We start from the raw sequence: 4,748 nt of genomic DNA on the forward strand, positions 1-4,748 counted from the left end.
GCGCCGGTGCGAAAAATTCCTTGTAGAGTTCATTGAGGATTTTTCCTTCGTCTTCTTTCAGGATGCCGAATACCAAGCTGACTTCGGAAGACCCCTGGTTAATCATTTCAATATTGACGTTGGTGCGCGCAAATGCAGCGGCCGCACGGGCAGTCAGGCCTTTATTATTGTTCATGCCTTCGCCCACCAAGACGACCATCGAGAAATCATTGCGGATATGGACATCGTCCGCCTGGAGTTCGTTTTTCACCCGTTCGATGATGCGCTGTTCTTTTTCGTCATCGAGCTGATGGCTTCTGAGGATAACCGATAGATTATCGATGCCGGACGGGATGTGTTCATAGGAGATTTCTTCTTCTTCCAGGATTTGCAGCAGTTTTCGGCCGAATCCGACTTCGCGGTTCATCAAATATTTGCCGACATACAAAGTGGAGAAGCCGCTGTCTGCGGAAATCCCGGTAACGGGGCGCGGGGAATCGGCGCGTTCCGCGACGATCATTGTGCCTGGCGCGGACGGATTATTGGTGTTGCGGATACACAGCGGCACGGACGCCCGGTATGCAGGCATCAAGGCTTCATCATGAAGAACGGCAAATCCAGCGTAGGATAGCTCGCGCATTTCACGGTACGTCATTTGTTCGATTTCCACTGGATTATCCACGACTTGGGGATTGGCCGCAAACACGCAGTCGACATCGGTGAAATTCTCATACAGCTCGGCCTTGACGGCAGCTGCAAGGATAGACCCTGTTATGTCGGAGCCGCCGCGGTCGAATGTCCGGAGCATGCCGTCTTTTGTGTAAGCAAAAAATCCGGGGAACACGGTAATTGACGGCTTGTCGCTCAAAGTTGCAAGCTGGTTGTAAGATTCCGGCAATGCTTGTGCGCGTTCCGGCGGATTATTGACGAATAAGCCGGCTGTGTGTGGATTGACATATTCTGCCTGCATTCCGATGGAAGTGAAATAAGCAGCGATCAGTTTCGCTGAATTGTCTTCCCCTGCCGCTTTGATCGAGTCGATATACAAATCATGCTGGCCGCTGTCTGCGCGCAGACGGTCTGAGAGATCGGCACGGATGATGTCGATGATGTCTCGGTCAAGCCCGAGTTCATCTGCAATTTCCGTGTAACGGTCGATGACTGCCTGCAAGGGCTGTTGGATGGATTCGCCCATTAATGCGACGGACGCGAGACGGATGAGCAGGTCGGTCACTTTTACATCTCCACTATGGCGTTTGCCTGGAGCTGAGACGACCACAATCCGGCGTGCCGGGTCCGCTTTGATGATGCTTGCGACTTTTCTGATTTGCTGCGCGCTAGCGACTGAAGTTCCACCGAATTTGCATACTTTCATCCTATCAAGTCCCATCTTTTTTAATAGTCTGTGAAAAGGGTTGTTTTCACCAAAATATAATACTATAATGTCTCTATGACAAAAACAGCTGTTTTTTCACAGTGTACACACCATGGGAGGAATCGTCAATGAAAAATGAAATTTCAATCGGATTATTAGGTTTCGGGACAGTAGGGAGCGGCGTGGCGAAGATCATTCAGCAGCATCAGGAAGATCTGCAGCACAAACTCGGCGCAAAAGTCGCGATCCGGAAAGTGTTGGTACGTGATGCCGGGAAAGACCGGATATCGGACCTCGATCCGAATGTCTTCACGACAGATATTGAAGAAATCTTGAATGATTCTTCCCTTGATATAATCGTAGAAGTGATGGGCGGCATCGAAGGCGCCAGAGCGGCGATGGAACAGGCGTTAAAATCAGGCAAGCAGGTCGTGACGGCCAATAAGGACGTCATGGCAGAATATGGCCATGATTTATTGAAATTGGCAGATGCAGAGAAATGTGACCTTTTCTATGAAGCGAGTGTAGCCGGCGGCATCCCGATCATCCGCACGCTAGAAGATGGTCTGGCTTCTGACCGCATCTCAAGCATGATGGGCATCGTCAACGGAACAACGAACTTCATCTTAACGAAAATGAAGCAGGAAAAGAAAAGCTATGAAGATGCACTTGCGGAAGCGACTGAACTTGGGTTTGCGGAAGCCGACCCGACAGCGGATGTCGGTGGCCTTGATGCAGCACGCAAAATGGTCATTTTGTCATCACTCGCCTATTCGACAGAAGTGAAATTGGATGATGTCAATATCCGCGGAATGGATACGATCAAGGATGGCGATGTGGAGATGGGCGAGAGCTTGGGCTATACGATGAAAATGGTCGGCTCTTCGACAAAAGATGAAGACGGAATCGACGTTTCGGTTGAACCGATTTTCCTGGCAAACAGCCATCCTTTGGCTTCGGTCAATAACGAATTCAATGCCGTTTACATCTACGGCGATGCGGTCGGTGAAACGATGCTTTACGGCCCAGGTGCAGGCTCATTGCCGACAGCGACATCCGTCGTATCCGATATCATTGCAGCTTGCAGGAACTTGCTTCTCGGCGTGAACGGAAAGCGTGAACACGCTGCACAGCACGAACGAGTGATCAAACCTGCAGATAAAAGCTGTTCAAAATACTTCCATCGTTTGCTGGTGGATGATGTCGTTGGGGTATTGTCTAAAGTGAGCGCCATCTACAGCAACCACGGAGCAAGTATCCAATCGATCGTACAGAATCCAGGAACAAATGAAACCGAAGGAAAAGCGGAGCTCATTTTAAAAACACATGAAATCTCACGCCAGCAGCATTTGGATGTCTTGAAAGAACTTGAAGGAATGGCAAGCCTGATCAGCCATTACCGCATTGAAGGGGAGGATGCAGCATGAGATGGCCAGGACTGATCGAACAATATAAAGAGTGGCTGCCAGTGACGGAAGCTACGCCTCAACTAACTTTGCAAGAAGGCAATACGCCGCTGATCCATCTCGAAAAGCTATCTGCTGATTGGGGCATCGAGGTTTACGCCAAAATCGAAGGCGCCAATCCTACCGGTTCTTTTAAAGATCGCGGCATGGTCATGGCAGTCGCTAAAGCGAAGGAAGAAGGCAAGAGCGTCCTCGTTTGTGCATCCACAGGAAACACATCGGCATCGGCCGCTGCATACGGCGCAAGAGCGGGCATGCGGACGATTGTCGTCATTCCGGAAGGCCGCATTGCGCTTGGCAAGTTGGCACAGGCAAAAATGTACGGTGCAGAAATTTTGGAGATCAAAGGCAATTTTGACGAAGCGCTGGAAATGGTCCGTGAAATCGGCAAATCCCCAGGCATCGCACTCGTCAACTCCGTTAACCCGTATCGCCTAGAGGGCCAGAAGACAATCGCTTTCGAAGTGATCGAGCAGCTTGGGAAAGTGCCGGACCTATTCGCGCTTCCTGTCGGCAATGCCGGTAATATTTCAGCCGCTTGGAAAGGCTTCACTGAATACGCCGAACGTACAGGTGAAAAACGCCCTGAACTGCTCGGTGTCCAGGCGGAAGGCGCTTCGCCGATCGTCCAGAACAAAGTGGTCGAACAGCCAGAAACAGTCGCGACGGCGATCCGCATCGGCAACCCGGCAAGCTGGCAATTGGCACTGAATGCACTCGATGAATCAAAAGGCACGATCTTGGCAAGAAGCGATGATAAAATCCTCGAAGCTTACCAGTTGCTCGCCAAGACAGAAGGCGTCTTTGCGGAACCGGCATCCTGCGCATCAATCGCGGGCCTCAAAAAACAAGTCGAAGACGGCCAAATCAAAAAAGGATCTACCGTCGTCTGTGTACTGACAGGAAATGGCCTGAAAGATCCGGCGACTGCAATCGAAGTCAGCAAACAAGACGGCATGCTCGAAGCCGCAAACATGGAACAGTTTTGGGAGGAGTTAAAAAAGGAGGTCAAAGTATGAGCGGTAAAGAGTTTTCGATAGCAGTACCTGCATCCACTGCCAACTTGGGCCCCGGATTCGATTCCATCGGCCTTGCCCTGGACCTCCATTTGAATATTCATGTGTCGCCCGCAGATTCCTGGCAGCTTGACTATAAAACACCTGAATACGCCCACTTGTCCGGTGTTGAAGATAATTTGATCCTGCAGGCGGCTGAACGCACAGCTGCCGCATACGGTAAAGAGTTGCCGGCAGCCAAATTGGAAATCGATACGGATATCCCGCTCGGGCGGGGGCTCGGCAGCAGTGCTTCAGCTATTGCAGCAGGGATTGAATTGGCCAATCGTTTACTCGATCTGCATATGTCCGACCAGGAAAAAGTACAAATCGGCACAGAGATGGAAGGCCATCCGGATAATATCTCCGCTTCACTGCTCGGGGGACTGACAATTTCCTATTATGATGAAGAGCAGATCGAAACTGTTCACGTCGAACAAGTCGATATCGGGGTCGTGCTATTGATCCCCCAGGAGATTTTCCTCACAGAAGAGTCCAGAAGCCTGTTGCCCGAACAGCTTCGACACGCTGAAAGTATACGGGGAAGTGCCGCAGCCAATGTGCTGTCTGCAGCGATGGTGCGCGGCGATTGGGAAAAAGCCGGCAAGCTCATGAGCAAAGATACATTCCATCAGCCGTATCGCCGAAATCGTTTTCCGGATTTTAAGGAAATCGGTGAAGCGTGCCGCAAGCTCGGTGCTTATGGATATGCGATCAGCGGAGCGGGCCCGTCCCTCTTCATCCCGGTCCGCGCTGGCGATGAACAACGCATCGCACAGGCGCTCGGCCAGCTATTTCCGCATTATGAAAGCATGGCAATGAAGCCGGCCTGTAGCGGCACCAAATCATATGAAACAGTTGCATAACAAAAAG

General features: G+C 51.0%; 4 protein-coding genes. 3 read left to right on the forward strand and 1 reads right to left on the reverse strand.

The window, feature by feature from the left end; translation table 11 throughout:
* A partial coding sequence (locus ON064_RS17085) for an aspartate kinase (RefSeq protein WP_274625713.1) occupies nucleotides 1-1,354 on the reverse strand: 1,354 nt, incomplete at its 3' end.
* 128 nt (nucleotides 1,355-1,482) lie between these two features.
* Between ON064_RS17085 and ON064_RS17090 the strand changes: the two genes are divergently transcribed.
* Genes ON064_RS17090 through thrB form a run of 3 tightly spaced genes read left to right on the forward strand, consistent with a single transcriptional unit; the run spans nucleotide 1,483 to nucleotide 4,741 of the window.
* Nucleotides 1,483-2,781 (forward strand): homoserine dehydrogenase, encoded by a 1,299-nt coding sequence (locus ON064_RS17090; protein ID WP_058383327.1) that lies wholly within the window; start codon nucleotides 1,483-1,485, stop codon nucleotides 2,779-2,781.
* Nucleotides 2,778-3,839, forward strand: a complete 1,062-nt coding sequence (gene thrC / locus ON064_RS17095; RefSeq protein ID WP_058383328.1) for a threonine synthase — start codon at nucleotides 2,778-2,780, stop codon at nucleotides 3,837-3,839. Before ON064_RS17090 ends, thrC begins: the two co-directional genes overlap by 4 nt.
* On the forward strand, nucleotides 3,836-4,741 hold the full coding sequence (gene thrB / locus ON064_RS17100) for a homoserine kinase (protein ID WP_274625714.1): 906 nt from the start codon (nucleotides 3,836-3,838) through the stop codon (nucleotides 4,739-4,741). Before thrC ends, thrB begins: the two co-directional genes overlap by 4 nt.
* Nucleotides 4,742-4,748: the final 7 nt, after the last annotated feature.

Origin of the sequence: Planococcus sp. A6 (assembly GCF_028823615.1) — a bacterium.
In the GTDB taxonomy this organism is placed as follows: domain Bacteria; phylum Bacillota; class Bacilli; order Bacillales_A; family Planococcaceae; genus Planococcus.

Bases quoted from the DNA above. Each gene is read 5' to 3' on its own strand.
- ON064_RS17090 (WP_058383327.1), top strand. From the start codon at position 1,483: ATGAAAAATGAAATTTCAATCGGATTATTAGGTTTCGGGACAGTAGGG.
- thrC (WP_058383328.1), top strand. From the start codon at position 2,778: ATGAGATGGCCAGGACTGATCGAACAATATAAAGAGTGGCTGCCAGTG.
- thrB (WP_274625714.1), top strand. From the start codon at position 3,836: ATGAGCGGTAAAGAGTTTTCGATAGCAGTACCTGCATCCACTGCCAAC.